This is a genomic window from Staphylococcus sp. HMSC061G12 (assembly GCF_001838465.1).
In the GTDB taxonomy this organism is placed as follows: Bacteria; Bacillota; Bacilli; order Staphylococcales; family Staphylococcaceae; genus Staphylococcus; species Staphylococcus simulans.
In genome coordinates this window covers 736-25,985 of record NZ_KV837063.1, presented here as the reverse complement: position 1 = coordinate 25,985, position 25,250 = coordinate 736, and the positions used below count along the sequence as shown (strand labels likewise).

23 protein-coding genes and 1 tRNA gene are annotated in these 25,250 nt (G+C 34.7%); 16 read left to right on the top strand and 8 right to left on the bottom strand.

Features of this window, described 5'->3' with window-relative positions; genetic code table 11:
• Positions 1 to 22 precede the first annotated feature (22 nt).
• From HMPREF2937_RS05925 to yhaM, 7 genes are all read left to right on the top strand, one after another.
• Entirely contained in the window at positions 23 to 1,297 is a 1,275-nt protein-coding gene (locus HMPREF2937_RS05925) for a dicarboxylate/amino acid:cation symporter (protein WP_002481290.1), read from the top strand.
• A 407-nt stretch (positions 1,298 to 1,704) separates the two neighbouring features.
• Entirely contained in the window at positions 1,705 to 2,169 is a 465-nt protein-coding gene (locus HMPREF2937_RS05920; RefSeq protein ID WP_002481289.1) for an XRE family transcriptional regulator XdrA, read from the top strand.
• A gap of 198 nt (positions 2,170 to 2,367) precedes the next feature.
• The gene (locus tag HMPREF2937_RS05915; RefSeq protein WP_070864210.1) at positions 2,368 to 3,498 is read left to right on the top strand and encodes a DUF445 domain-containing protein; all 1,131 of its coding nucleotides are present in this window, start codon (positions 2,368 to 2,370) and stop codon (positions 3,496 to 3,498) included.
• A 131-nt stretch (positions 3,499 to 3,629) separates the two neighbouring features.
• On the top strand, positions 3,630 to 3,983 hold the full coding sequence (locus tag HMPREF2937_RS05910) for a YlbF/YmcA family competence regulator (protein ID WP_002481287.1): 354 nt from the start codon (positions 3,630 to 3,632) through the stop codon (positions 3,981 to 3,983).
• A 183-nt stretch (positions 3,984 to 4,166) separates the two neighbouring features.
• Positions 4,167 to 5,357 carry a metallophosphoesterase family protein gene (locus HMPREF2937_RS05905; RefSeq protein ID WP_002481286.1) on the top strand — a complete coding sequence of 397 codons (1,191 nt, stop codon included), beginning with the start codon at positions 4,167 to 4,169 and terminating at the stop codon, positions 5,355 to 5,357.
• Positions 5,354 to 8,290, top strand: coding sequence for an AAA family ATPase (locus tag HMPREF2937_RS05900; RefSeq protein WP_070864209.1), 2,937 nt, complete (start codon positions 5,354 to 5,356; stop codon positions 8,288 to 8,290). Before HMPREF2937_RS05905 ends, HMPREF2937_RS05900 begins: the two co-directional genes overlap by 4 nt.
• Positions 8,287 to 9,228, top strand: coding sequence for a 3'-5' exoribonuclease YhaM (gene yhaM, locus HMPREF2937_RS05895; protein WP_023016255.1), 942 nt, complete (start codon positions 8,287 to 8,289; stop codon positions 9,226 to 9,228). Before HMPREF2937_RS05900 ends, yhaM begins: the two co-directional genes overlap by 4 nt.
• 67 nt (positions 9,229 to 9,295) lie before the next feature.
• On the opposite strand, the gene HMPREF2937_RS05890 is transcribed toward yhaM, so the two are convergent.
• The 4 genes from HMPREF2937_RS05890 to HMPREF2937_RS05875 form a co-directional block, all read right to left on the bottom strand.
• The gene (locus HMPREF2937_RS05890) at positions 9,296 to 10,255 is read right to left on the bottom strand and encodes a peptidylprolyl isomerase PrsA (protein WP_002481283.1); all 960 of its coding nucleotides are present in this window, start codon (positions 10,253 to 10,255) and stop codon (positions 9,296 to 9,298) included.
• A gap of 158 nt (positions 10,256 to 10,413) precedes the next feature.
• Complete coding sequence (locus HMPREF2937_RS05885; protein WP_070848420.1) at positions 10,414 to 10,980, bottom strand: DUF3267 domain-containing protein; 567 nt, start codon at positions 10,978 to 10,980, stop codon at positions 10,414 to 10,416.
• 252 nt (positions 10,981 to 11,232) lie between these two features.
• Positions 11,233 to 11,703 (bottom strand): YtxH domain-containing protein, encoded by a 471-nt coding sequence (locus tag HMPREF2937_RS05880; RefSeq protein WP_002481281.1) that lies wholly within the window; start codon positions 11,701 to 11,703, stop codon positions 11,233 to 11,235.
• Positions 11,704 to 11,770: 67 nt separating this feature from the next.
• Positions 11,771 to 12,196 (bottom strand): HIT family protein, encoded by a 426-nt coding sequence (locus HMPREF2937_RS05875; RefSeq protein WP_023016253.1) that lies wholly within the window; start codon positions 12,194 to 12,196, stop codon positions 11,771 to 11,773.
• Between the two features lie 136 nt (positions 12,197 to 12,332).
• Here HMPREF2937_RS05875 and HMPREF2937_RS05870 point away from each other — a divergent pair, with 136 nt between their 5' ends.
• Together HMPREF2937_RS05870 and HMPREF2937_RS05865 are read left to right on the top strand one after the other, a co-directional pair.
• Positions 12,333 to 13,070 carry an ABC transporter ATP-binding protein EcsA gene (locus HMPREF2937_RS05870; RefSeq protein ID WP_023016252.1) on the top strand — a complete coding sequence of 246 codons (738 nt, stop codon included), beginning with the start codon at positions 12,333 to 12,335 and terminating at the stop codon, positions 13,068 to 13,070.
• On the top strand, positions 13,067 to 14,293 hold the full coding sequence (locus HMPREF2937_RS05865) for an ABC transporter permease EcsB (RefSeq protein ID WP_070864208.1): 1,227 nt from the start codon (positions 13,067 to 13,069) through the stop codon (positions 14,291 to 14,293). Before HMPREF2937_RS05870 ends, HMPREF2937_RS05865 begins: the two co-directional genes overlap by 4 nt.
• Before the next feature lie 76 nt (positions 14,294 to 14,369).
• On the opposite strand, the gene HMPREF2937_RS05860 is transcribed toward HMPREF2937_RS05865, so the two are convergent.
• On the bottom strand, positions 14,370 to 14,873 hold the full coding sequence (locus tag HMPREF2937_RS05860) for a signal transduction protein TRAP (RefSeq protein WP_070864207.1): 504 nt from the start codon (positions 14,871 to 14,873) through the stop codon (positions 14,370 to 14,372).
• Positions 14,874 to 15,207: 334 nt separating this feature from the next.
• On the opposite strand from HMPREF2937_RS05860, the gene hemE reads away from it, so the two are divergent.
• The 4 genes from hemE (at position 15,208) to HMPREF2937_RS05840 (ending at position 19,462) form a co-directional block, all read left to right on the top strand.
• Positions 15,208 to 16,248 (top strand): uroporphyrinogen decarboxylase, encoded by a 1,041-nt coding sequence (gene hemE / locus HMPREF2937_RS05855; RefSeq protein WP_031262862.1) that lies wholly within the window; start codon positions 15,208 to 15,210, stop codon positions 16,246 to 16,248.
• 37 nt (positions 16,249 to 16,285) lie between these two features.
• Positions 16,286 to 17,242: a ferrochelatase gene (gene hemH, locus HMPREF2937_RS05850; RefSeq protein ID WP_002481275.1), complete on the top strand. Its 957-nt coding sequence runs from the start codon at positions 16,286 to 16,288 to the stop codon at positions 17,240 to 17,242.
• The gene (gene hemY, locus HMPREF2937_RS05845; RefSeq protein WP_002481274.1) at positions 17,235 to 18,632 is read left to right on the top strand and encodes a protoporphyrinogen oxidase; all 1,398 of its coding nucleotides are present in this window, start codon (positions 17,235 to 17,237) and stop codon (positions 18,630 to 18,632) included. Before hemH ends, hemY begins: the two co-directional genes overlap by 8 nt.
• A 272-nt stretch (positions 18,633 to 18,904) precedes the next feature.
• On the top strand, positions 18,905 to 19,462 hold the full coding sequence (locus HMPREF2937_RS05840) for an RBBP9/YdeN family alpha/beta hydrolase (protein ID WP_070864206.1): 558 nt from the start codon (positions 18,905 to 18,907) through the stop codon (positions 19,460 to 19,462).
• A 63-nt stretch (positions 19,463 to 19,525) separates the two neighbouring features.
• On the opposite strand, the gene nadA is transcribed toward HMPREF2937_RS05840, so the two are convergent.
• The 3 genes from nadA to HMPREF2937_RS05825 are packed head-to-tail and all read right to left on the bottom strand — an operon-like array spanning position 19,526 to position 22,985.
• Positions 19,526 to 20,626 (bottom strand): quinolinate synthase NadA, encoded by a 1,101-nt coding sequence (gene nadA / locus HMPREF2937_RS05835; protein ID WP_002481272.1) that lies wholly within the window; start codon positions 20,624 to 20,626, stop codon positions 19,526 to 19,528.
• A complete protein-coding gene (gene nadC, locus HMPREF2937_RS05830) occupies positions 20,627 to 21,460 on the bottom strand; it encodes a carboxylating nicotinate-nucleotide diphosphorylase (RefSeq protein WP_057509763.1) in 834 nt (277 codons plus the stop codon).
• Positions 21,411 to 22,985, bottom strand: coding sequence for an L-aspartate oxidase (locus tag HMPREF2937_RS05825; protein ID WP_070864205.1), 1,575 nt, complete (start codon positions 22,983 to 22,985; stop codon positions 21,411 to 21,413). Before HMPREF2937_RS05825 ends, nadC begins: the two co-directional genes overlap by 50 nt.
• Before the next feature lie 103 nt (positions 22,986 to 23,088).
• Here HMPREF2937_RS05825 and HMPREF2937_RS05820 point away from each other — a divergent pair, with 103 nt between their 5' ends.
• The 3 genes from HMPREF2937_RS05820 (at position 23,089) to HMPREF2937_RS05810 (ending at position 25,197) form a co-directional block, all read left to right on the top strand.
• Positions 23,089 to 24,207, top strand: a complete 1,119-nt coding sequence (locus HMPREF2937_RS05820; protein WP_070864204.1) for a cysteine desulfurase family protein — start codon at positions 23,089 to 23,091, stop codon at positions 24,205 to 24,207.
• A complete protein-coding gene (locus HMPREF2937_RS05815) occupies positions 24,179 to 24,712 on the top strand; it encodes a transcription repressor NadR (protein ID WP_002481268.1) in 534 nt (177 codons plus the stop codon). Before HMPREF2937_RS05820 ends, HMPREF2937_RS05815 begins: the two co-directional genes overlap by 29 nt.
• Before the next feature lie 411 nt (positions 24,713 to 25,123).
• A tRNA-Met gene (locus HMPREF2937_RS05810) sits at positions 25,124 to 25,197 on the top strand.
• Positions 25,198 to 25,250 lie beyond the last annotated feature (53 nt).

Below are 25,250 nucleotides of genomic sequence, written 5' to 3'. Positions count from 1 at the left end.
TATACAAAGGGGGATGAGACATATGAAGAGTAAAAAGTTAACAATGAACATTGTCATTGCACTTGTAGCAGGGATTATTATCGGATCCATTTGCGACATTTATGCAGACACAAGTTTAGTAAAAGGGGTAGACCAATATTTCTTTAACACAGTAGGTCAAATATTTCTAAACTTAATCTTTATGCTCGTAGTACCAGTCGTATTTGTATCGATTGTATTAGGGGTAGTTGGTGTCGGTGATCCGAAATTATTAGGCGGTATCGGCTTAAAAACACTAGTGTTTTTCTTATGTACGACAGCGATTGCGATTACAATTGCGATTGTATTGGCATTAGTGGTAAAACCAGGTGCAGGCCATTCAGACTTAATGAAAAGTACCGAGGTAGCTTCATATCAAAAAACGTTAGATAAACAAAGTGAAGGGGCAGAAGCACCGGCAAATCAAACTTTTGATCAAACTTTAATCAATCTGTTTCCAAAAAATCCAATTGAATCGATGACTCAAGGTAATATGTTGCAAGTGATTACGTTCTCGATTTTCATTGGGATCGGGATGATGGTATTAGGCGATAAAGCTTTAGTCGTCCGACAGTTTTTTGAACAATTTAACGAGATACTGATGTATATTATTTCAATGATTATGCGTGTGTTTGCGCCGATTGGAACGTTCTGTTTAGTAGCACATGCATTTACAGGAGCTGGACTTGGTGCAATCAAACAACTAGGTTTATACTTCATTGTTGTATTAGCTGCTTTAATTCTACATTTCTTCTTAATTTATGGCGGTACAATCAAATTTATCGCTAAAGACAGCCCAATCAAATTCTTTAAAGGATTTATTCCAGCGATTACGATTGGTTTCGGCGGTTCAAGTTCTAATGCGGCACTGCCAGTTTCAATGGAATGTACCAAGAAAATGGGGGTACGACCAGCTATTGCGTCGTTTGTACAACCGCTTGGTGCAACTATCAATATGGATGGTACTGCTATCATGCAGGGGGTTGCAACCGTCTTTATCGCACAAATTTCAGGTGCGCAACTAACAATCTTACAAATTTTAACAGTGATTGTGATTGCGGTCATTGCAAGTATCGGTACAGCAGGGGTGCCTGGAGTAGGATTAATTATGTTAGCAATGGTACTTACAGCTGTTGATTTAAATCCTGCCGCAATTGGTATTATTATTGGTATTGACCGACTCTTAGACATGACACGTACAGCTGTAAATATTACAGGGGATGCAGCATGTGCATTTATGATTTCTAAGCAAGAAGATAGAAAAGCAATCAGTTCATAGTATATGACAGGGGATTGAGATGTTCTAGCAACGTCTCGGTCTTTTTTTATTTTGTGAAAATATGACTTAACTGTGAAAAGAATATTTCTACTTTAAGGTAAAATTAACTTAAAATGTAAAAATCACTTGAAATATCGCAAATTTTCGCCATAATAGAATAAGGGTATAAAACCACCAGATCAAGCGTAACCAATTCCGTTAAAATGTAAGGAATTGGCAAATATATAATTTATGACGTGTTTGATTATTTAGACAATTTCGGCTTTATCAAAATACGTCATAAAAGCAAAATTCGCTCTTTTAATTTTTCGCATTTTGTATTAAGATGTAATTTGTGTTTCAAGAATTGTGTATTATTGCAATTTCTTGCGTACGGAAAGATTACACAATAGAAAGGTAGAGTAATAATGGACAGACAAAGTTTTACAGATTTAATTCAAACTAAGTTCAAGATGGTGAGAATAGAAGCGGGCTACACTCAAGATACGATGGCTCAAACAATCGGACTATCAAAGAAAACACTCGTACAAATTGAGAAAGAACGCGTTTTACCAAACTGGACTACATGTGTTTCAATTTGCGCTTTATTCAGAGACTCTGATGTCTTAAATAGTACTTTTGGATGTGACCCCCTTGAAATCGTCCAAACAATTTCTAGAAATCACTGTGCATATCCTAAACATGCCACAACAAGTGATATCTACTGGAATACATTAGATTCTAAAAATGGATTTATCCTGCAAAGTAATAAAGTCAGTGAAATCTACCGTGTATTAAATCAAAACAAACAACCTATTTTTGGTACTTCTAAATTAAGAGAAGCTGAAACATATTTCGGAAGAATCTCTAAAGATGAATTAGTACATGCTTAATTCAATACGATAAATAAGTGATAACAGAATCTCTAATAGAGGTTGATACACTTTTTATCCCATGTATGACTTTACTTAAAAGATTGATGGCGTTATTCCATCAATCTTTTTTTGCGTTTAGAAACATCTGAATTGTGAATGTAAAGAGATATATTGTAATATTAAACCTACGAGTGATTGAAAAGGAGATAAAAAATTATGCACGCATTTTTCGTCATATTATTTATGATTGTAATTGGCGCAATTATTGGCGGTGTTACGAATATCATTGCGATTAAAATGTTATTCCATCCGCAAAAAGCTTATCATATCGGAAAGTGGCGTATTCCATTTACACCTGGATTAGTACCTAAACGTAGAGAAGAAATCGCGAATAAAATTGGTCGCGTTATTGAAGAACATTTAATTACTGAAGCACTGATTAAAGAAAAAATCAGTTCAGCGAGTGCAAGACAAGCAATTGAAGGATTTATTTCACAGCAAATCAATAAACTAAGCAGTGATCGTGCAACTTTGCAAAACTTTGCGCAATCATTAGATATAGATTTTGAAACAGCAGCGCAGCAAAAGGTTCAGCAACTGATTGAAGATAAGTTGCAACAATACTATCAAGAACATGGTCAATCCGAATTGCGCACTTTAATACCTGAGGCATTGGAAGCGGAGATAGATGAGAAAGTCGAAAGTTTAACACCATTACTGTGTGATCGTGCACGCATCTATTTGTCTTCTCAAAAAGGGGAACAAGATATCTATAATATGTTAGATACTTTCTTTGAGGAGAAAGGTAAAATTGTCGGCTTGCTTGAGATGTTTATGACAAGAGCGAGCATTGCTGAGCGTATTCAAGTGGAATTGATTCGTTTAACAAATCATCCGAAAGCACGTCAAATTGCAGCACAGTTGATTAGAAATGAATACCAAACATTAAAAGGTAAACACTTGAATCAAGTCTTATCACAAGCGCAATTTACAAATATCAAAGATAAAATGATTCCAATTATGATGGCGTATATCGATATCCCTCATAAAGCGAACCAACCAATTTCTGAATTAGCACCTGGCTTAGTACAGTATGCTCAAGCACATGCTGCAAGCTTTATTACCGATTTAATTGTAAATAAAGCAGCGGAGCATATTTCATCAATTATGAAACAAGTCAATTTAAGTGCGATTGTTGAAGAACAAATCAATTCATTCGACCTAGACTATATTGAACGATTGATTATTGAAATTGCGAATAAGGAATTAAAATTAATTATGATGCTCGGGTTCTTACTTGGAGGAATTATTGGTTGTTTCCAAGGTATTATTGCATTATTCGTTTAAAATGAATCGTGTTGGGAATGTGATTAGTGGCAGTTAATAAGAAATTGGGTAAATGTTTCGACACTGTTATATATTTATGTTATGTTTATTGACGACGTAGTAAAACAATAACTTATAGGAGTGAATTTGAAATGGCAGTAGATTTAAAAGAACAAGCACAAAAATTAGAAGAGGCTTTAAGAGAAAGCAATGAGTATCAAGCAATTAAAGATGCTTATGACAAAGTTAAAGCTAACGAAGAATCTAAAAAGTTATTCGATGAGTTCCGTGAAACACAATTGAAATTCCAACAAATGCAAATGCAAGGACAACAAATCGAAGAAGAAGACTTACAAAAAGCTCAAGAGCAAGCACAAGCAATTGAAAAAGACGAAAACATTGCTGAATTAATGCAAGCTGAACAACAAATGAGCCAAGTTTTCCAAGAAATCAACCAAATCATCGTAAAACCTTTAGATGAAGTTTACGCTGAAGGCGAACAATAATAATTAGACATTTTAACTGTCGGGTGACTTCACCCGGCAGTTTTTTCATGTTTTTGTTATCTGTGTTCTTTAGACGCATAGCAGGCGACTATGGTAAAATAAGATGATACTTTGATTACAAATCAATTGAATTTACATAATTTATATAGAATTTGGATTATATGAAAAAGGAGCTTACTATATATGGTGAAATTTATTCATTGTGCAGATTTACACCTAGATAGCCCGTTTAAAACGCATAGCCATTTAAGTGAAAACATTTATGAAGATGTGAAAAAGAGTACGTATGAAAGTTTTAAGACACTTGTTAATTTCGCATTACAAGAAGAAGTTGATTTTATCGTCATAGCCGGTGATGTCTTTGATGATCATAACCGTACGTTAAGAGCTGAAGTATTTTTAAAAGAACAATTTGAACGCTTAAAGAAAGAGCAGATATTTGTGTATATGTGTCATGGAAATCATGATCCGCTATCAGATAGTGTTGTAACAGACTGGCCAGAAAATGTTTCAGTGTTTGATAAAAATGTTGAGACGTATCAAACCATTACAAAGAATGGTGAAAAGATTTTATTACATGGTTTCAGTTATCAAGATCATGCAAGTTACGAAAACAAATTAGATGAGTATCCTTCTAGCCAAGGAGAGAAAGGCCTGCATATTGGTGTACTGCATGGTACCTATAGCAAATCCTCTACGAAGCACCGTTATACTGAATTTCGATTAGAAGATTTAAACTCTAAACTTTATCATTACTGGGCACTCGGCCATATTCATGAACGTCAACAAATTAATGATATGCCACCGACGTACTATCCTGGTAATATACAAGGCCGTCATTTCAATGAAATGGGAGATAAAGGTTTTCTACTTGTAGAAGGGGACGAATTTAAATTAAATGTTGAATTTGTACCTTCACATTTTATTCGTTTTGATGAAATTAAAATTGAAACAAAACAAACAACAAAGCAAGGCATTTATGATGTGGTACAAAAATTTAAAAATCAAGTCAGAAAACAAGGTAAAGCTATCTATAGAGTTTATTTAGAGATTGATAGCGATGAGCCTGTGTCTTCTCAAGATTTAATGCAAGTGGAAGCAATGTTGAAAGAATACGAAGAAAATGAAAATAACTTCGTGTTTATTGAATCTTTAATTGTTTCTTATAAAGATGATGACACAAGACCACTTGAGCATGAATTTTCTCAAGAATTGAAAGCTGATGACGCAATTTTTACAAATGCGATGAGTGATCTTTACCTAAATCCTAAAGCAACTAAGTTTTTAGATAACTATGATGACTTTGATAAGGTAGAATTGATTAATCGTGCAGAGGCATTGCTTAAGTCAGGTTTAAGAGGTGAGCAATCATGAAGATTTTAGCATTAGATATATATGGTTATGGTAAGTTCGTTGAAAGAACAATTAAATTTAATAAGTCATTAACACAAATATATGGTGAGAATGAAGCTGGTAAATCAACAATCCAAGCTTTTATCCATTCAATTTTATTCGGCTTTCCGACTAAAAGAGAAAACGAACCGCGTTTTGAACCGAGATTAGGTAACCAATATGGCGGCAAGCTTTATTTGAAGTTAGATGATGGACAAGAAATCCAAGTTGAACGTGTGAAAGGTGCAGCGCAAGGTGATGTTAAAGTCTATCTTGAAAATGGCGGTATCCGTGATGAAGAATGGCTGCAAAATAAATTAAATTATATCGACAAGAATACATATAAAGGCATTTATTCTTTCGATGTTTTAGGTTTACAAAATATCAATCGCAATATGGATGAGAAACAACTTCAAGAATACTTGTTGCAAGCAGGTGCTTTAGGATCCACGCAATTTACAACCATGAGAGAACAATTAGAAGCACAAAAAGCAGCGTTATATAAACGTTCAGGGAAGAATCCTGTCATTAATCAGCAATTAGAGCAATTAAACGATTTACAAAACCAAATCAGAGCACATGAAAGCGAATTGGAATCTTATCATAGTCTGATTGATGAAAGAGATAAAGCTGAACGTCGTTTAGATCATCTTCAACAAAACTTGATGCAATTATCTAAGATGCATGAAGCGAAACAAAAAGAATTAGCATTATTAGATCAAGCGCAAGAATGGAAAGCACTAGAGCATGAATTGAACATCGAACCGCTAGACTTCCCAGAACAAGGGATTGAGCGATATGAAGCATCTAAAGCACGTAGAGATCAGTTGAAGAAAGATATCAGCCTACGCCAAGAAAAATTAACGCAGTTACAACAAGAAAATGAACAAATTGATGTCCCGAAACAATCTGATATCGATGCGTTAAATAATATTGCTAAACAAGAAAATGACATTAAACAAAAAGAAACACAACTACAAGCTCTGAATAAAGAGATTGAAGATAAATCAAGAGAAATCGAAGGTCTTAAATCTAATATTGGTTGGCAAGAAGATCACGATAATATAGATACTTCTGAAAGTATGAAAAGTTTCGTCAGCAAGCAAATTGTGAAGAAACAAGATCAAGCCTCATACATGACTCAATTAGAACGTACTTTAGAAGAACAACAAATAGAACAAGCAAACAACGAAGAAGAAAAGCAACAAGTTGAAGATGCGCTCGTTTCTGATGAAGTATTTGAGAAGAAAAAAGAATATAATCAAAAGTCCATTGAGTTAAATGAAAAGAAAAATCTTTATCAAAAAATGAAAGAAGCTTTTGATTCAGAACAGGCTGAACGAAATCGTAAACAAAAAACAACAAGAATTATCTTTATTGTATTAGCAATTGTCAGTGCTGGTTTAGCAGTCTTCTCATTTGCGACGCAAGCACTTTTATTTGCGATTATCTTCGCTGTTGCTGCGGTAGGCTTTATAGTAGGTGCGATTTTATTCAAGTCATCAGAAATCGGTCATAGTGAAACATTCTCTAATGAAATTTCACAATTAGAACAAGAGAATGCAGCACTCGAAGATAAATATGACTTAGACTTTGATTTAGATGATCAAGCTCGCTTGAGAAATCAACATCATAGTGTAGATAAATCTATCAGTATTTTGAATTCTAAAATTGAGTTGACTGAAGATAAGTTAGCAGAAGCACAACAAAATCATGAACGTTTTGACCAAAATATTCAGGAAGTCAAAGCTGATTTACATGTTTCAGAAAAAATGTCAGATGATTTATTGATTGATGGTATTAAAACAATCGAACGTATTCAATCGTTAAAACAACGTGTTTCTGAATTACAAGAACAACATTCTGCATTGAAATCAGAAGTTGATGCGTTCTATGATCATGCGCAAGCAGTGACAAAAAATCAAATCAGTGATTTTAAATCAGCTGCACTCTTCCATGATACAAATCGTTGGTTGAAACAAGCAGAAGAAAATCAAACAAGATGGAATCGCAATGATGAAGACATCCAACTTTTAACTAATGAACTGAAACAGTTGAATGAGCGTTTAGATGAACATAATCAATCTATTAACAGCTTATTTGATTTTGTGAAAGTTGGAGATGAGGAAGCGTATTATCGTTACCATCATCGTTATGTGACTTACAAAGATAATCACAGTAGATATCAAGATCTTAATAAATATTTAGAAAATCAAAATATGATGTACGATGAAGCATCTGATTTAAGTGATAAAACAAAAGTACAGTTAGAAGAAGAAAATAACAGATTATCTTCACAAGTTGATGAATATAATGATAAGTATCTTACGTTACAATCAGAAGTCAGCGATTTAACTGCACAAATCAAACATATGGAAACGGATGATACATTAACGCAATTACGTCATCGTTACTATATGCTTAGAAATCAAATGAATGAAAATGCGAAAGATTGGGCAAGCCTCAGCTATTTACAAGCGTTAGTAGATGCACATATCAAACAAATTAAAGATAAGCGTTTACCACAAGTCATTGATGAAGCTACTGAAATCTTTAAACAATTGACGCATGATAATTATACGCAAGTCACATATGAAAATGAGGATGTCAGAGTTAAACATCGTAATGGTCAAATGTATCAGCCAAATGAAATCAGTCAATCAACGAAAGAAGCGTTATACATTGCCTTGCGTTTAAGCTTAATCAAAATTTTGAAACCTTATTATTCAATGCCAATCATTATCGATGATGCCTTCGTTCATTTTGACAAGCATCGTAAAGGTGCTATGATAGACTACTTGAAATCTTTATCAGCAGAATATCAAATTTTATACTTTACATGTTCAAAAGATAATAATATTCCTGCTAAACAAACAGTTATTTTAGAAAAACTAGAAGAAGGAGGCAAAAAATGAGAAATGTAGAAAAGCTTCAACCTGGAGATTCGGTAGATCATTTTTTCTTAATCCATCGAGCTGCTCAGGGTGTTACTGCGCAAGGCAAAGACTATATGACTTTGTATTTACAAGATAAAAGCGGTGAAATTGAAGCTAAAGTATGGACAGTAACAAAGCAAGATATGGAAGTCCTAAAACCAGAAACAATCATTCATGCTAAAGGCGATGTGATTAATTATCGTGGCCGTAAACAAATGAAAGTAAATCAGTTTAAATTAGCAGAACCTGCTGATGGATTATCAGCTAAAGATTTCATTGATGGTGCGCCGTTAACACCAGATCAAATCAAAGAACAAATTGATTACTTTTTATTGGAAATTGAAAATAGTAAACTTCAACGTCTAACAAGGCATATGTTGAAAAAACATCATGACACGTTTTATGTCTTTCCAGCTGCAAGTTCCTTTCATCATAACTTTGCGAGCGGTTTAAGTTATCATGTTTTAACGATGCTGAAGATAGCTAAAAGTTTATGCGATATCTATCCGATGTTAAATAAAAGTTTGTTATATAGTGGCGTGATTTTACATGATATCGGTAAAGTTAAAGAGTTAAGCGGACCGGTTGCAACGTCATATACGGTTGAAGGTAACTTATTAGGCCATATCTCTATCGCAAGTGAAGAAGTGACAAAAGCTGCAGAAGAGTTAGGTATTGAAGGTGAAGAAGTGATGTTGCTAAAACATATGATTTTATCACATCATGGTAAACTAGAATATGGTTCACCTAAATTACCGATGCTGAAAGAAGCAGAAATTCTAACGTACATCGATAATATCGATGCTAGAATGAATATGTTTGAGAAAGCTTTCAAGAAAGCGAGAAAAGGACAGTTCACTGAACGTTTATTTGCAATGGAAAACAGACAATTTTATAATCCAGAGAGTTTAGATTAATCTATCTCTTAACAATAAAAAGCTGAATTCCGAGTGGAATTCAGCTTTATTTTAGCTTTAAGACTTATTAAGGCGTTTGCATACCTTCGCCGCCTTGAGACTGTTGTTTAAGTTTGTCAGGGTTCAAGATAGAGTCTTCGACTGCTTTTTTAATATCTCTATCTTTGAAATCAACGTTAAATTCTTTTAGTAAGTCTTTGTAAGCCTCTACTAAAATCTTAGGATCTTTTTGAACTTTATTTTGGATGATTTGTGATTTCAACTTATCTTTTTCTGATGAGAAATCAGTTGGTTGATCTGCTTTGATGATATGATAACCATAATCTGATTTAACGACATCTGAGATTTCGCCATCTTTCAATTTGAATAGTGCTTTATCAAATGGTTTTACCATTTGGCCTTTAATAACATAATCTAAGCTGCCGTCTTTTTTAGCACTTGCTTCATCCATAGATTCTTTTTTAGCGATTTCTCCGAATTTATCAGGATTTTTCTTCACTTCTTTTTGGATTTTCTCTGCTTTAGCTTTCGCTTCTTTATCACTTAAACCTTCTTTATCTTTATCATCAGATTTCACTTTGATTAAGATATGAGAAGCTTTTTTAGTGTCTTCTTTAAGCTCTTTATCAGAAACTTTAACTTTATCCATTAACATTTGTTTTTGGTAAGCTTGCAATTTCTTTTGTTCCTTATAGTCTTTTAGTGTCATACCTTGTTGTTTTAGAGCACTTTCAAATTGGTCTTTACCGCCATATTGTTTTTGCTCATCTTTGATTTGTTTATCAATTTCTTTATCATCAACTTTGTCAGCATATTTTTTCTCTAGTAATTTGCCTAACAAAATTTCAAAAGAACTATTAGCGATTTGTTCTTTACCGATTTTTTTCATGACATCTTCTACTTTAACATCTCCAGCTTTAGAAGATATTAAGACGTTTTCTTTAGAATCTGTGGCATGATTCCCGCATGCACTTAATAGCACAGCACTCGCTGTAATTGGAATCATAACTTTTTTTAATGATTTCATAACGCAGTCTCCTTTTTCAAAATATAACAATGTTAATATACCATAATATGAATCTGATACAAATTCATTACTGTTGTCTTCAGACTAAAGTATTAAAAATGAGATAAACAAAAGCACCTTAAACATAAAATAACATGTTCAAGGTGCTGCTTGTATCATTAATTAAAATTTGTGTCTAACGGCATATCATATTTATTTAAGATATTAAAACCTGTGCAATGTTCTTCAATGTATCTGCCTTCATTTGAGAATAAGATCAATTTTAAATACATAAAGTCCATCACAGAGAAACCAGCGTTTAGTGACAGTAGGAACATGAAATAATGACCGTACTGCGGCATTAATGTTGCCATATAAATACTTGCTGCAGTAATCACGATAACTGGTGCAATTAAGCATAAGCAGAATAAATATTTATTCACTGGCGTACTGACATATAAGTTATATAAAGGTATCCATGGTCGCTTAGTAAGACGTTTCTTTTTAAAGTGTTTGTAGTAGGGTGCTAAAACAATTAAATGAATGAGTTTATGAATTGGATAAAGTAATAACACCGCTATTAGAAACACGAAAAAGTACCGGTCTGTGATCTCTTTATTGGATAAAAATATCAATACTTCATAGCTGATTAAAAATGTGATAATAGTTGTGACAACAGCAATAAAAAAGATACGGGGTAAGCCAAATCTTGTATTAATGTCAATTTGACGTGAGCATAAAAACATCACGATACCTCCTCGCATTATTTATTTGTTTTTTCGTTTATTTTGGGATATTTTTTCTAAGTTCTTATCAATACTTAGGTATTATCTATCTTTCTAATGAAAGAGTCAAGTATTAATTATGAGGAAATTTTAGGCTAATTAAGTGGCATGTTTAGAAGAGGGGAGAATGCTGTAATATCGCATGTTCATGAAGTTTAAAATTTAAAAGAAAAGACCAGGACAACACGATGTTGTTCTGATCTTAAATACTCATTATTCAGCTTCAGTGTCCACTTGTTTCTTTTTAGGTTCCACTGCAGCTGTTTGATTTTGTTGTACCGTTTCACGCTGGTCTTTACCAACAGGTTGTTGTTTTGGTGTGTACGGTGTGATGTTTTTCTTATCAGGGCTTTTCGTAATGCCTTGCACCGTTTCACCGATAACTTCACCGCGTTTTTGGATATCTTGAATATTTTCTTGAATATGATTGATATTTGGTTGAATATCTTTCATAAAGTCGCTAATCAAAGTTTTAACTTCATCGACGATAGTTTTAACTTCTTGCGTACCGTCTTTGATTTGATTAACATAGCTTGAAATATTAGATGATTGTTGTTTAATTGCTTTTGTACTGTCGTCAAATTCAGTTTGGCCAGCTTTAGAACTGTTTTTATTAAAAGCAGTTACAGCAAGACCAGCAGCAGTACCAGCAACTAATCCACCTAAAATGCGAATTACTTTCATAGGTTAGTCTCCTTATTTAATGATGTTGAGTTTAGATATAGTATGTTATTACCCGAAAATTAGGTAATCATTCAAAATGTGCTTGAATCTCTTGTGCAATTTTAGCTTTTGCTTCATCGCCTAATTCTTCTTCGTGTGTAATCCATTTATAACCGAAGCCATCCACATCATTTTCGTATCTTGGTAAGAAGTGGAAATGTAAGTGGAATACAGATTGGTCTGCAAATTCACCATTGTTTTGAATGATGTTTAAGCCGTCTGGATTAAATGCTTTTTTAATTGCGTTGGCAATTTTAGGCATTGCTGCACCGATATGCTGCATTGTTTCTGGATCAGTTTCGAAAATGTTTGGTGAAGCTTTCTTAGGTACAAGCAAAGTGTGACCTTTCGTTACTTGCGAAATATCTAAGAATGCATAGACATAATCATCTTCATAAACTTTATAACTTGGGATTTCACCATCAATGATTTTGCTGAAAATTGTTTCTGACATCACAATTCACTCCTTAAAAGGTTTACTTAAAGTACATTATAGCATTACCCGCCTTTAAACGTCATGTCACGAATGATTTCTCTATGAGTTAATACATGCTTTTTGGTACAATAAAGAACAGTTGGAGGTTATGAATATGACTGTTAAAGTAGAACATCTCACAGGTGGTTATGGTAAAAAACCTGTGATTCAAGATATTAGTTTTGAATTAAAAAATGGTGAAATTGTAGGCTTGATCGGCCTTAACGGTGCAGGGAAAAGTACGACAATCAAGCACATGCTCGGATTGTTAACACCTGCTGCAGGTGAACTTTCTATTTCAGGTACTAACATCAAAGAAGACATTGAGACCTATAGACATAAATTATCGTATATTCCTGAAGCACCGGTCATATATGAAGAATTAACATTACAAGAACATATTGATATGACTGCAATGGCTTACGGCATTGATAAACAAACTGCAATGGATCGTGCCATGCCGTTATTAAAAACATTTCGTTTAGAAAAAGAACTCCAAGTTTTTCCAAGTCATTTTTCTAAAGGGATGAAACAGAAGGTCATGATAATTTGCGCCTTTATCGTCAACCCTGAACTTTATATCATTGACGAGCCATTTCTTGGTTTGGATCCATTAGGTATTCAATCCATGTTGGATTTAATGGTAGAGAAGAAGAATGAAGGGCGTACTGTGTTGATGAGTACACATATATTAGCAACAGCCGAACGTTATTGTGATCGCTTCATCATCCTTGATGAAGGCCGTATCGTTGCTTTTGGTAATTTAGATGAACTTAGAGCACAAACAGGTTTACATGATAAAACATTAGATGAAATTTATATTCATGTGACGCAAGGTGGTCAAAACGTATGACAGACCATCGCGCCATAGAATTATTTAACCAAAGAAGAACAGCAATCAGTAAAGAAAAAGCCTACTATAATAAATTTATTTTTAATGGGCACTTTTCAGTATTTCTATTGATTTTATTCGGTGCGTTTATATTAGGCTACGGTAACTGGCTTAAACATATTCCATCTGGCATACCATATGCATTATTAGCAAGTATCGCTGTTGCTGTAATTTCGATCTTTCCTTTACGAACTTTGTTTAAAGAGGCAGATCGTTTATTCCTATTACCATTTGAACGGCATATGCGTAGCTATTTGAACTATAGTATTATTTATAGTTATTTAAATAGAATAGCTTTGCAAGTGGTTGTATTAATTGTACTCTTTCCATTATTCAGTAGACTTGAAGCGGGCAATCTGCTTTACTACGCATTATTTGCGGTTGCCGCTTTAATTTATCCATATCTCGGCTTAATTGCCAAATTAGAGTGGATGCAGGCAAAAAGGCATTTATGGATTATGCAAGTCCTGCAATGGCTGCTCTTTGCAATCACATACGTTTTAATTTTAGGTGCACATCAATGGTTTGGTTTATTGCTTGTTATTGTATTTATCGCATGGATTATTGTTCTAAAGAAAAGTAATGCAAAACGTTTATTGCCATGGGAAGCGCTGATTGCAATTGAACAGCAACATCACATGAATTACTATAAATTCGTCAATATGTTCACTGATGTAAAACACTTGCGCTCAGCGGCAGTACGTCGTCGTTATTTGGATTTCTTATTGCCGAGACCGCGTTCAAATCAATATAACGCAAAGCATATGTATTTATTTCTATTTAAACGTAGCTTCTTAAGAGGTAAAGATGCATTCAATATCATTTTACGATTAGTTATTATTGCACTTGTGTTAATGATTTGGCTTTCGAATCAATGGATTTCATTAATTGTAGGCGAACTGTTTATGTATATAATTTTACTGCAAACAGCACAGTTCTATACACAACAAGCTTATGGGTTATGGCCGCAAGTTTGGCCTATACCTGAAGAAAGAGTAATTCAAGGCTATGGTCAGTTTCTATATCATATTATGTTTGGTATCGGTGTAATATTAGCGTTAACATACGCTATCCTTTTCCCGCCACAATTTTATATGGCATTAGTATTCTTTGTGGTGGGTTGGTTGACAATCAGAAATATTATCAAGAAATTGAAATACCAAGAAGCCTTATTAAAAGACTAATTCTAAATATATAAAAACAACGTCTCATTAGCAATTTAAGCTAATGGACGTTGTTTTGTTTTTTAGATACTTTTGCTTAATCTTTATCCACCGGATAGAGGAAACGTTCAAAATAACTTGAATGTTGGCCGCTAGAACCGAAGAATTGAGATAACGCTGTTTTAGAGAAGTTATTTTGATAAACTTGAGAAGATTTGAAATCTTCAAAGTTACTACGCTCAGCAAAACCAAAGTAGATTTTGTAAGTTGTTCCTTTAATTGGTTTTAAGAAACGGTAACATTTGAATCCAGGGAATTTATCCAAGTTTAAAGATAATGATGTTAATCGTTTTTCTAATTGATACATATGATTTTCTGAAGTTGGGATAAAGACAACTGCATAGAAACATTCTTCTTCAAGTTCATTAATGCTTGAAAGTACTTCATATTTAAGTGGTTCTTTTAAAGCAGTTGGTTGTTCAGTTTCTTCAAAAATCACTGATGAATCATTTGTTGAGAATAAAAATAAGTTATGATCTGGGTTGTTTAATCGAATTTGGTTAAGGTATCCGAATGTACCATAGGATGCATATAATTTCATGGCACGTTCCTCCTTTTTTTGTATTATTCTACAAAGAATAAAAATAAGTTTCTAGCAATTAAAAATACTAGTAGTCTTATTATATAGTATTAGTAGGGCAATTTGATATAGAAATGATGAAAATGTTTCAGATTTTGAAAACGGAACCAATGAGGATTTTAACAAATTATGTCATAATGTAATATGTTGCAACTAAAGAAGGTAAGCACGTAGAAAAAGTTTACACGATTGTGATTTGCTATGTCTTTTTTATGACATTTACATCCAACAAAATACGTGTATTCTACGGATATGCTAGAATAGATTAGAATGATTATAATTTTGGGAGGATACTGTGGTGCATCAAAAAAATAATACAATTTTAAAGATGATTAAGGGAGAAGAGGTTGAACACACTCCATTATGGTTTATGCGACAAGCAGGTCGTTCTCAACCTGAATATCGTGCCTTAAAAGAGAAATATTCGTTATTTGAAATTACACACCAACCTGAATTGTGTGCTTATGTTACACATTTACCAGTAGATCACTATCAAACTGACGCAGCAATTTTATATAAAGATATCATGACACCATTAAAACCGATTGGTGTAGATGTAGAGATTAAATCTGGTATCGGTCCTGTGATTGAGAATACAATCAAAACGATTCAAGATGTAGAAAAGCTAGGACAAATTGATCCAAAACGCGATGTACCTTACGTGTTAGATACGATTAAGCTCTTAACGGAAGAAAAATTGAATGTGCCTTTAATTGGTTTTGTCGGCGCACCATTTACTTTAGCAAGTTATATGATTGAAGGTGGACCTTCTAAAAATTATCACTTCACTAAAGCTATGATGTATCGTGATGAGGCAACATGGTTTGCGTTAATGAATCATTTAGTAGATATGTCTATCACGTATGCGAATGCACAAATCGAAGCGGGTGCAGAGTTGATTCAAATCTTTGATTCGTGGATTGGCGCATTAAATGCCCCTGATTTCAGATATTACATTAAGCCGCATATGGAACGCTTAATTAAAGGGATTAAAGCAGAACATGATGTGCCGGTTATCTTATTCGGTGTGAATGCTACACATTTAATTGAAGAATGGAATTCACTTCCGATTGATGTATTAGGTATTGATTGGCGTACAACAATCAAAGATACTGCTGATGCAGGTGTTAGGAAAACAATTCAAGGCAACTTAGATCCTTCATTGTTATTAGCACCATGGGAAGTTATTCAGCCGCGCTTAGATGAAATATTAGATCAAGGAATGGCTTACGGCAAACACATCTTCAACTTAGGACACGGGGTATTCCCAGAAGTGAAACCAGAAACGTTGAAGAAAATTGCTGATTATGTCCATGAATATACAAAACGAAAATAATTTAAATGCAAAATGAACGGTAAAGGAAGGGTTTAATATGACTCGAACTATTGGACTGCTCGTGATGGCGTATGGTACGCCTTATCAAGAAAGTGATATAGAGCCGTACTACACAGATATTCGTCACGGTAAAAAACCGACACCAGAAGAAGTTCAAAATTTAAAAGATCGCTATGAATTTATAGGTGGGATGTCTCCATTAGCTAGAATTACAGATGAACAAGCGGAGGCATTAAAAGATAGATTGAACTTAATGTATGAAGAACAAGATATTGAGTTTAAAGTCTATGTCGGTTTAAAACATATTCATCCATTTATTGAAGATGCAGTTGAACGTATGCATCAAGATGGTATTACAGAAGCGATTACGATTGTCTTAGCGCCGCATTTCTCTAATTTCTCTGTAGGTTCATATAACAAACGTGCAGCGAAAGCGGCACAAACACATGGTATTAAATTGACGCATGTGAACAGCTTCTATCAACAACCAAAATTTATTCAATACTGGGTGAAACAAATTAATCAAACACTTTCAGACATACCTGAAGCAGAACATGATCGTACTGTTTTGGTTGTTTCAGCACACAGTTTACCTGAGAAGATGATATTAGAATCCAATGATCCATATCCAGAGCAATTAAAAGACAACACAAGATTATTAGAAGAACTTTCAAATATTCAACACACAGCAAGAGGATGGCAGTCTGAAGGTAATACAGGCACACCATGGCTCGGACCGGATGTACAAGATTTAACAAGAAGTTTAAAAGCTGAATATGGCTATGAACATTTTATTTATACGCCAGTTGGTTTTGTTTGTGATCATTTAGAAGTCCTTTATGATAATGATTATGAATGTAAAGTGGTATGTGACGAAGTAGGCGCAACTTATCATCGTCCACCGATGCCAAATACACATCCGCTCTTTATCGGTGCTATGGCAGATGAAGTTTATTATGTTTTAACAACGAAAGAAGAGGATGCAAATGAGTAAGAACATCGCAGTCATCGGCGGAGGGATTACAGGGCTTTCCGCAGCATATTATTTAAAAAAAGAACATCCTGAATATGATGTCACAATAATTGAAGCCACAAATCGTACGGGTGGTAAAATTCAAACGTATCGTAAAGATGGTTTCACGATTGAATTAGGTCCAGAATCTTATTTGGGTCGCAAAACAATTATGACTGATCTTGCGACAGAAGTGGGCTTAGGTGATGAATTAATTACCAACCAAACAGGACAATCTTATATCTATGCACGTAACCGTTTATATCCGATACCTGGTGGTTCTATCATGGGTATACCGACAGATTTAAAACCTTTTATGACAACACAATTAATCTCATTAAAAGGTAAATTACGTGCCGCTATGGATTTAACTAAGAAACCTATTGAAATGGATGGAGATATTTCTGTAGGAGATTTCTTCAGACAACGTTTAGGCGATGAAGTATTGGAAAATCTGATTGAACCTTTAATGGGTGGTATTTATGGTACGGATATCGATAAATTAAGCTTAATGAGTACGTTTCCTAACTTTAAAGAAAGAGAAGAGGAGTTCGGCAGTTTGATCAAAGGTATGCGCCATGAGAAGTTATTAAGACAACGAAAAAAACAATTGTATCCTGGTGCACCTAAAGGGCAATTTAAGCAATTCAGACATGGTTTATCTTCTTTTATCGAAGCGTTAACGCATGCAGTGATTGAACAAGGTACAACAATTCAATATCAAACCAAAGTAGAAGATATCATTGGTTTCCAAAAAGGATATAACGTTGTTTATAATGGCGAAAAACACTTTTATGACGGCGTTTTAGTAACAGTACCACATCAAACATTTATGCAATGGTTCTCAGAAGATCCAGCATTAGATTACTTTAAAACAATGGAAAGTACTTCTGTAGCGACGGTTGTTTTAGCATTTGATGAAAAAGATGTGGTCAATACGTATGATGGTACTGGCTTTGTGATTGCGAGAACTTCTAATACTCGTATTACCGCTTGTACATGGACCAGCAAAAAATGGCCGTTTACAACACCAGAAGGTAAAGTCTTGTTACGTGCTTATGTCGGAAAACCTGGTGATAACATTTTAGAAGAAATGGATGATGAACAGATTGTTGCGACAGTACGTCGTGATTTAAGTCAAATGATGGATATTAAAGGCGATCCGGAATTTTCAATCGTTCATCGTATGCCAAAAAGCATGCCACAGTATCATGTAGGTCATATTCAACAAGTGCGACGTATTCAAGATCATATCAAACATACGTATCCGCACTTACGTATTACTGGTGCAGCATTTGAAGCGGTCGGTTTACCTGATTGTATTCAACAAGGTAAAGATGCCGCAGAATCTTTAGCAGAAGTTGTACAATAAATGTTTTGACATGTCGAATTGTAATGAAAAAGATTGACCTTTTTATCAAATAGGATTAATCTTATAATTGAAGACGATGAGATAATATGATGGATTTTATATTATAGGTATGAGAAATACACAAGAGAAAGATGACCTGAACCTAAGTTTTAATGACGATTGTAAATCGCTAAATATCTTTTGATGAGCACAGAAGATAGGAGACGGTTTTCAATACATTTAAACTGATATTTCAGGTCATTTTCTTTTTGAAAGAGCAAGAGGTGAAGAACATGACTAATATTGTTTTAATTCATGCTCAAGGTGCTGACGCCCACTCAAATTGGTATGAATGGTTAGAACAATCATTAAGGCTAGAAGGATATCATTCAGATATCGTTAATATCCAACATGACTTACCAGTCAATATGGAAGAATGGTTAAAGCAGTTGAATGAGCAGATTGAAATTTCACAATATGAAACATATTTCGTAACACATGGCTTCGGTACGCTTGCGGGGCTGAAATATTTAGAACAACATCCAGATATTCGTATTGAAGGGTTCTTCAGTATTGCAGGGTTTGGTCCGAATGCTGAAGGTGTAAATCCTGATTTATATGTTCCAGATGTTACATTAGACATTGAAGACTTAAAATCACGTATTGACTATTTCTATGGTATCGCATCTAAAGATGATTCGAATGTTCCATATCAAGATACAGAGCGTTTAGTTCAAGCTTTTGATGGTGATATGAAAGTTATTGATGAAGCGGGTCATTTTACGACTGAGGATGGTTATGATACTTTCCTCGCATTAAAGAATAATATGATTAAACGCATGGCTAATTAAATCATTGATAAAAAAGGTCTCTCTGACGTATTTACTCGTTCAGAGAGACCTTTTCATTGTATATTAAGTAATGCTTAACATACGATCTAAGCTTTCTTTCGCATATTTTGCTGTTTCAGCATCAACTTTGATGATGTTATCACGGTTGCCATCTAAAATTTTATCTAAACACCAAGCTAGGTGAGGAAGGTCAATACGGTTCATAGTCAAACATGAACACATTAATGGGTTTAATGAATCAATCGTGATGTCTGTGTAAGTATCTTTTAAACGATTCACTAAGTTCATTTCAGTTCCGATTAACCAACGAGAACCTTTTGGTGCGTTTTTGATAGTTTCAATAATGTAGCGTGTTGAGCCTGCATAATCAGCAGCTTGTACCACTTCGAATTCACATTCAGGGTGTACAATCACATTGATTTCAGGATCACGTTCACGTGCTAAATCGATATGTGCTTTATGGAATTTCTCATGTACAGAACAATGACCTTTCCATAAAACAATACGTAAATCTTCAAGTTTGCCTTCATAAACAAGTTCTTTAGCAATTGGATCCCATACTGCCATTTGTTCAAGTGGAATGCCTAAATCATATGCTGTATTACGTCCTAAGTGTTGGTCAGGTAAGAATAAAATAACTTTACCTTGTTTCAATGCCCAATCCACTACTGATTTTGCGTTACCGCTAGTTACACATGAACCACCGTGTTCGCCAACGAACTTTTTAATCGCTGCAGTAGAATTGACATAAGTTAATGGCAAGATATCTAAGTTGAATTCTTGTGTTAAAACATCATAGCCATGTAAAGCTTGTGTGATATTTGCCATGTCTGCCATAGAACAACCAGCAGATAAATCTGGTAGGTAAATGTCTTGGTGGTCGTCTGTTAAGATGTCTGCTGTTTCTGCCATAAAGTGTACACCGTTAAATACGAAGTATTCAGCAGCAGTATTTTCTTTACAGATACGAGCAAGTTCTAATGAATCACCCGTAATATCGGCAAATTGAACGACCTCATCTTTTTGATAATGATGTGTCGGCATGAATAGGCGATCACCTAATTCATCTTTAATAGATTGAATATGTTGTTCTAACTCCTCAGTTGACATTTTAAGATACTTTTCAGGAATTTCCTTTGATACAGATAACATTGGGTTAAACATTTAAATCACAACCTTTGCAGAAATATCGAGCGCGTTTTGCGCATAAAATAGAGCACCCATTGAAATGAAATCTACGCCAGTTTCAGCGTACGCAACGACATTTGTTTCGTTAATATTACCAGAAGCTTCAGTTTGAATATGTTGAGGAACTGCTTTAAGATGTTCAGCAATCCATTCTGGTGTTTGGTTATCAAACATAATGATGTCTACATCTTGATCGATTGCTGTGTTAAGCATCTCTTCATTTTCAATTTCTACTTCAATTTTATCCATTGGACCTACAACTTTTTTAGCGTTTTGAATCGCAATTTCCATTGATTCAGAGAAAGCGATATGGTTATCTTTCAACATCAATCCATCATTTAAAGAACGACGATGGTTCAAACCACCTCCAACAGTCACCGCAAATTTCTCAAAGATACCTAAGCCTGGTGTTGTTTTTCTTGTATCTACAATGCGCGTAGAAGTATGCGCAATTTTTTCTGCGATACGATGTGTTTGTGTGGCAATACCTGACATACGTTGAATTAAGTTCAGAACAATACGTTCCATAGTAAGTAATACGTAAACAGGACCTGTAATTTCAGCGATGATATCACCAGGTTTGACTGTCTCACCATCTTTGATTTTTTGGTCGATATCGATGTGACTCTTTAATAACTTGAATCCTTCTTTGATAATAGTTTCGCCGCAAAAGATACCGTTATCTTTTGATTTTAAGTACATTGTACCTTGTTGTGTCTGATCAAAGATGTGTGTTGCTAAATCACCATATTGATTATCTTCAATGTAATATTGAGTGATTTTCTCTCTGACGAGTAGTGGATTTAACATGTTCCATGCCTCCTGAATTGATTTCAATAAGTTCAAATTGTAATTGCTTATCTTGATGTGGATAATCAAGTCTGTAATGTACGCCTCTTGATTCTTGACGAGCAAGCGCTGCTGTACAGACGATTTGTAGTAATTTGACAGTACAATAACGTTGCCATTTTGATTTATCGACATATTCTGTTTCAGATGTTTCGAATAATGTCTGTTCAATTTCTTTCAAATAGTTTTGCATTTTGATTCCTTTACGTTCCACACCTAAAATGTCAAAACTTTTTTGTTGTAATTGTGCAGCTCTATCAGCTGAGATAGAAGGTATTTTAAATACTGGATTAAAATGACTATGACTGACAGGTTGTAAAGTTTGATTTAACTTCTCGGCACATAAAGCACCCATAACTAAACCTTCTAATAATGAATTACTGGCTAAGCGGTTGGCACCATGAAAGTTTGTACAAGCCGCTTCTCCAATCGCATACACGCCTTCAAGACTTGTTGTACCATCAATCTCTGATTTAATGCCGCCGACGGTATAGTGTGCACCTGGTGTAACAGGAATGCGTTGTTTGGCAATCGCTTCAGGATAATGTGCTTGAACAGCTTTGTAAATAGTAGGGAAACGCTCTGCAAAATTCGAAATCGCACTAATATCTAAAAAGACTTGGTGACCTTCTTGTTGTTGATGATAGATTGCACGACTAGTCACATCACGTGGAGCCAAGCTTTTCATCGGATGTATTTTATCCATAAACGGAATGTCTTGTTCATTGACTAGCACACCACCGTCACCTCTAACAGCTTCAGACACTAAACTATAGGCATGTTCAGGTTCACCTAATAAAGTAGGGTGGAATTGAATCATTTCCATACTTTCTAAAGCGATGTCATGACGTAATGCGACCACACATCCTGATGCAATGGTATGTGGTATATTAGAGTTAGTAGGGAAGAGGTTGTTAATACCTCCTGTTGCGAACACGACACTATCAGCTTCAATGATTTGTTGTTCGTCAGTACTATCTAAAACAAGTACGCCACAGACTTGATGTTCATGGTTATAAATTAAATCAATGACTTCTGTTGATTCCATTATGGATAAGTGTGGATGAGAAAGATGTTCTACCATATGTTGTGCGATATACTTACCAGTTTGATCACCGCCAGCATGCAAAATTCTTGCAGCTGAGTGTGCACCTTCCATTGCGTAATCTAAATGATGTGTGACTGGGTTTGAATCGAATGGGACACCTTCATCTACGAGTGCTTGAATCAAAGGATAGCTTTTCGTAATGACTTTTTGGATTACATTAAAATCTCCCATTTCAGCTCCGGCTTCATAAGTATCTTGGCTATGGCTGATTGCTTCATCTTCTTCTCTTTTTGAAAAACATATGCCACCTTGGGCAAAATTACTGTTGTTTTCAGCAAGCTTGTCCTTAGTGATACAAATCACTTCGATATCATCTTGTAATTGACGAACAAACGAGAGTGCAGCAATTCCGCTCCCAACGACAATGACACGTTTCATGTTTACACCTCTATTTACATTAATATATACAATTATGTTAACATATATGTATGCAATGATTTTGTCATAAAAGTAAGATAATTGCAAGTGGGGGAGAAAAGATATGATTTATTTAGATAATGCAGCGACAACACAACCATCAAAAGAAGCGCTGGCAATATATAATGAAGCACAACACACGTTGTTTTTTAATAGTGAGAGTTTACATGTCGGTGGAGAAATGGCAAGAGAAGCTTTGAATTCTAGCCGACACTATATTCAAAAACATTTCAATACGGATAAAGAAGTTTTATTTTCAACAAGTGGATCACATGCAAACCAAATCGCAATTGATATTTATTTATCACAAGCACAAGAAGGAAAGGTTTTAGTTTCGCCTTATGAGCATCCTTCTATTTATGCAGCATTAGAACCATATAAAAAACAATTTGAAATCGTAGAAATGCCTTTAACAAACGAAGGTGCAATCGACTTAGCAGCTTTAGAAGCACTAGTAGATAATGAGACAGTATTGATTATTGCACAACATGTGAATTCTGAAATTGGTTATATTCTACCAGTGCATGAAATTGCTGAATTCGCACAAGCATACAATATTCCATTTCATGTGGATGGTGTCCAAGCTGTACAAAAGATTGAAGATAAAGCGATTCAAGCTTTTACTTCATATGCGTTCTCTGGACATAAATTTAAAGGTACTAAAGGTGTAGGGGCATTGTTGATTGAACACAAGTCAGTGCGACCTACAAATATACATTACTTCCATGAAGAAGGTACACGTAATGGTACGTTAGATGTGCCTGGCATCTTAGCAATGACAAGAGCTTTATCATTAGATGCGGGTTATGAACATTTAACAAAGCTCCATCAATATGCGACTGAACGTGCTTTAGCATCTGGTTTTAGTGTGTTAAGAAGTGATAAACAAGCACCTCATATTATTGGATTGTTAACACCGCAATTTGAAGGTCAATATATTATGCAATCTTTATCTAGCCGTAATATATGTATCTCAACTGGTACAGCATGCGGTCATGGTTTATTATTGAGTGAGGGTTTAATTGAGAAGATTAAACAAACAGAACATGAAGCGGATCAATATGTACGTATTTCATTTTCAAGCAATTCAACATTAGGTGAAATTGACACATGTTTTAATGAAATAGATAAGATATTAGAAGGAGTGGCTGCCCATGAGTCAAGCGGATCAGCGACGAACTGAAATCGTTGAACTCTTACAAAGTTCGACACGACCCATTAAAGGTTCAGAACTGAGTGAACGTTTTGGTGTCTCGCGACAAATTATCGTGAAAGATATCTCACACTTAAAAACGAAAGAATATGCGATCAGTTCAACAAGCAAAGGTTACTTTATGGACATTGAACCTCAAGGAAAAAGCTGTAAACGTGTGGTAATGTGCCAACATGACTATGATGAGATGGAAGAAGAATTGAAACTTATCGTTGAAAATGGCGCAATGATTGATGATGTTTCTGTTGAGCATCCCGTATATGGCAGTATCCGTGCTGAATTGATGATTGAAACTGAAGAAGATATTCAAGCGTTTGTAGAAGAAATGACACGCTTTAAAGGGACAATGTTAGCGAAATTAACAGATGGTATTCATCTGCATACATTATCTGCAGACACTGAAAAGATCTTAGATAATGCGATAGATGATTTGAATCGAAATGGCTTTCTCGCAGAAAGCGAAGAAATGGTTTAAATATAAAATTAATAATCAGTAACTTAAAACTTGAAGCATGATTCGCGTTTTAAGTTGCTGAATTTTTATTAAGAGGGGATATAAAATAACGCAATATCTACTGTAACCTTAAAGAAATTTACAAAAGGAAAGCTTAAGCATCACTGATTTGTAAATAAAAAGAGACCATTTGCACTCTAAATATAAAAATTTATAACAATTATATATTTATTACACTTATTTCTAACGAAAACTGGTTGACGCAAGATAGGGAAGTCGATATACTAGGTATTGTCTTGAAAAAAGAGATAACAAATTCGAAACAACTTTAACGTTTCGAAAATAAAATTCACAAATTTTTAAAAAAGGTTTGACATTGGTTAACAAATTGTGATATGATGAATAGGTAAGTCGCAAGATTAATAATATTACCGCGGGATGGAGCAGTTCGGTAGCTCGTCGGGCTCATAACCCGAAGGTCGGTGGTTCAAATCCGCCTCCCGCAATACATATCTTTTTTCAAGGGGTCCCGTAGTGTAGCGGTTAACACGCCTGCCTG

Coding starts and splice junctions, on each gene's coding strand:
- HMPREF2937_RS05900 (WP_070864209.1), top strand. CDS start 5,354: ATGAAGATTTTAGCATTAGATATATATGGTTATGGTAAGTTCGTTGAA.
- HMPREF2937_RS05890 (WP_002481283.1), bottom strand. CDS start 10,255: ATGAAATCATTAAAAAAAGTTATGATTCCAATTACAGCGAGTGCTGTG.
- HMPREF2937_RS05910 (WP_002481287.1), top strand. CDS start 3,630: ATGGCAGTAGATTTAAAAGAACAAGCACAAAAATTAGAAGAGGCTTTA.
- HMPREF2937_RS05820 (WP_070864204.1), top strand. CDS start 23,089: ATGATTTATTTAGATAATGCAGCGACAACACAACCATCAAAAGAAGCG.
- HMPREF2937_RS05880 (WP_002481281.1), bottom strand. CDS start 11,703: ATGAAAGTAATTCGCATTTTAGGTGGATTAGTTGCTGGTACTGCTGCT.
- HMPREF2937_RS05825 (WP_070864205.1), bottom strand. CDS start 22,985: ATGAAACGTGTCATTGTCGTTGGGAGCGGAATTGCTGCACTCTCGTTT.
- nadA (WP_002481272.1), bottom strand. CDS start 20,626: ATGTTTAACCCAATGTTATCTGTATCAAAGGAAATTCCTGAAAAGTAT.
- HMPREF2937_RS05905 (WP_002481286.1), top strand. CDS start 4,167: ATGGTGAAATTTATTCATTGTGCAGATTTACACCTAGATAGCCCGTTT.
- HMPREF2937_RS05925 (WP_002481290.1), top strand. CDS start 23: ATGAAGAGTAAAAAGTTAACAATGAACATTGTCATTGCACTTGTAGCA.
- nadC (WP_057509763.1), bottom strand. CDS start 21,460: ATGTTAAATCCACTACTCGTCAGAGAGAAAATCACTCAATATTACATT.
- HMPREF2937_RS05870 (WP_023016252.1), top strand. CDS start 12,333: ATGACTGTTAAAGTAGAACATCTCACAGGTGGTTATGGTAAAAAACCT.
- HMPREF2937_RS05840 (WP_070864206.1), top strand. CDS start 18,905: ATGACTAATATTGTTTTAATTCATGCTCAAGGTGCTGACGCCCACTCA.
- HMPREF2937_RS05920 (WP_002481289.1), top strand. CDS start 1,705: ATGGACAGACAAAGTTTTACAGATTTAATTCAAACTAAGTTCAAGATG.
- hemH (WP_002481275.1), top strand. CDS start 16,286: ATGACTCGAACTATTGGACTGCTCGTGATGGCGTATGGTACGCCTTAT.
- HMPREF2937_RS05815 (WP_002481268.1), top strand. CDS start 24,179: ATGAGTCAAGCGGATCAGCGACGAACTGAAATCGTTGAACTCTTACAA.
- hemY (WP_002481274.1), top strand. CDS start 17,235: ATGAGTAAGAACATCGCAGTCATCGGCGGAGGGATTACAGGGCTTTCC.
- HMPREF2937_RS05865 (WP_070864208.1), top strand. CDS start 13,067: ATGACAGACCATCGCGCCATAGAATTATTTAACCAAAGAAGAACAGCA.
- HMPREF2937_RS05875 (WP_023016253.1), bottom strand. CDS start 12,196: ATGTCAGAAACAATTTTCAGCAAAATCATTGATGGTGAAATCCCAAGT.
- HMPREF2937_RS05860 (WP_070864207.1), bottom strand. CDS start 14,873: ATGAAATTATATGCATCCTATGGTACATTCGGATACCTTAACCAAATT.
- yhaM (WP_023016255.1), top strand. CDS start 8,287: ATGAGAAATGTAGAAAAGCTTCAACCTGGAGATTCGGTAGATCATTTT.
- HMPREF2937_RS05885 (WP_070848420.1), bottom strand. CDS start 10,980: ATGTTTTTATGCTCACGTCAAATTGACATTAATACAAGATTTGGCTTA.
- HMPREF2937_RS05915 (WP_070864210.1), top strand. CDS start 2,368: ATGCACGCATTTTTCGTCATATTATTTATGATTGTAATTGGCGCAATT.